This window comes from Brasilonema bromeliae SPC951 (assembly GCF_012912135.1).
Classification (GTDB): domain Bacteria; phylum Cyanobacteriota; class Cyanobacteriia; order Cyanobacteriales; family Nostocaceae; genus Brasilonema; species Brasilonema bromeliae.
This window is the reverse complement of sequence record NZ_QMEB01000356.1, coordinates 1731-3877: the sequence shown is the minus strand read 5'-3', so window position 1 is coordinate 3877 and position 2147 is coordinate 1731. Positions and strand designations below refer to the sequence as shown.

Below are 2147 nucleotides of genomic sequence, written 5' to 3'. Positions count from 1 at the left end.
GCTTTGAATTCATATGGGATGTAAAAAAACTTATTAAGACTCCTGTGACTATTATAGTAATAATACTTGTCAGAATACCAGGAACTCTAAAAAAAGATGATGAAAAAGGTGAAGATTCCACCGTTCTATTGTATCGAGAATTATGTCTAAGTATCGTATCTCCAATATTTGGCTTCTTCTTTAGAGTCGGGGTTAGTTCCTCTGAAATACCTGCTAATCTAATTGCAACGCAACCAGAATTATAAGCAAATTCAATGGATCGCCCTGCTCCTAGTGCATCGTAGAAACCTACAGCAAATTCAATTGCGGCTTTATCTCCAATTGCCTGCCTCATGCCAATCACATACTTAATATGTTGAGAGATTGCATCAGCCTGCACCTCAGAGTAACAGCCATTAAGAACAATACACTCAACATTATTCGCGAACAGATTAAACAGTCTCGCTAGCGCTTCTGAGTTAACTAGCTTTGCTTGCCCAGTTTCATCCTCAAATACCAGACCCTCATCTCCCGCCCCATGCCCAGAAAAATGAACAATCTGGGGATTGATATCCAACATTGCCCGCTGGATGTCCCTCGGTCGCACTGCCCACTTCTGCTCTAAGACAAACTGATCACGCTGCCTAGCTCGTTTAAGTCCTGCATCGATTTCACGCACCTCCTCTTCTAAACGCACCCGTAGTGTGTCTTTAGGATTTGCTGCCAAAATTAAAATTGTTTGCACCATTTACTCAACTCCAGCTATATAAACTCAATAAACCACAAACTTTTGAAAACCAACGTAAAAACCAATACGGTTCAGTTAAGATAATTTATTTACCACCAACCCATGTATAGACGCGCTGTTTGAAGCGTCTCTACACAGGTAGGTTGTTTTTTGAGATCCCTGTATTTAGCTGAAATGTCAGCATGGCACGACTTATAAAAAACTTTTTGGTTTACCGAAACTACTTTTTAAAGTCATTTGAAATGTTAATGTGTATTTCTTTATTTGTTTTGCTTCTCATGTAATTGATTTTCGCATGGATAAAGCTACAAAAGTAAAAATGGCGTTTCCGAAAAAATCACATGACTCTTAAGAGGATGTTTGAAAAGTAGAGATATGTTGTAATAAAATTCACAAGCATTCTGCCGAAAATTGTATATGCCAGAACCTTACTAGTGCTTCGCTGCTAGTAGTTAAACCCTCATCTCTTAGAGCACGTATAAACCATGAATAAAGCAAATAATTAGTATAAAATAGTATTTTAAAAAACCTATATTTAATTTATATTAGTAATTTAGATAACTAATTCTTTTTTTAAATTACTTGATTTGTGTGGCAATGCGAGGTTCTCTCCAATGTTGATCTGTGCTTTCAATAGGAGCTTGGGGAGCTTGCCTGATTCTGAATTACACTTTTGTAATTTGAACCAAATGGTAATGAATCTAGAATGGAGCAATAGGTCGAGTAATGAATAGTTGTGAATGTTCTGTTTGTCGAAGACGAAGCAAAAATTGCTAATTTTGTCCAGGCTGGACTGAAGGAGCAGGGATTTGTCGTAGACTACTGCGACAACGGTGATGAAGGCTATCTGCGGGCATTAGACAATGAATACGATGTGATTGTGCTCGACATCATGGTACCAGGGAAAGATGGACTATGGATTCTCAAACAACTGCGGCGTTCAGGTCGAAATGCTCCTGTGATTTTGTTGACAGCTCGCAATGAACTGGATGATCGCCTGTCCGGCTTGAATTTGGGAGCTGATGACTATATTGCCAAACCGTTTTTTGTGGAAGAGTTAGCGGCTCGAATTCATGCTGTTGTGCGCCCGAGTGTGGGCGATCGCCAAAATCTGCTTTCGGTTGGCTCGCTTAAGCTTGATCGGATCACGCGAAAAGTGACTTGCAATCAACAAGCAATAGAACTTACCAGCCGCGAGTTTAATCTTCTGGAGTATCTTATGCGCTCTCCCGGACGGGTTTTCACTCGTACCCAAATCCTGGAACACGTTTGGGGCTACGACTTTAACCCAAACACCAATGTCGTTGATGTTTGTATTCAGCGCATTCGTAAAAAAATTGACTCTATTGATCGAGCAAATTGGATTGAAAGCATTCGAGGGGTTGGATACCGATTTTGCAAACCGGATTTAATATGAGAC

General features: G+C 39.9%; 2 protein-coding genes. One reads left to right on the top strand and one right to left on the bottom strand.

Translation table 11 applies throughout. The features are described from left to right. The coding region (locus DP116_RS27370) for a CHAT domain-containing protein (protein WP_169158128.1) at positions 1-727 on the bottom strand (727 nt) is incomplete at its 3' end. A 736-nt stretch (positions 728-1463) separates the two neighbouring features. Here DP116_RS27370 and DP116_RS27365 point away from each other — a divergent pair. Further along, the gene (locus DP116_RS27365; RefSeq protein WP_169158127.1) at positions 1464-2144 is read left to right on the top strand and encodes a winged helix-turn-helix domain-containing protein; all 681 of its coding nucleotides are present in this window, start codon (positions 1464-1466) and stop codon (positions 2142-2144) included. Positions 2145-2147 lie beyond the last annotated feature (3 nt).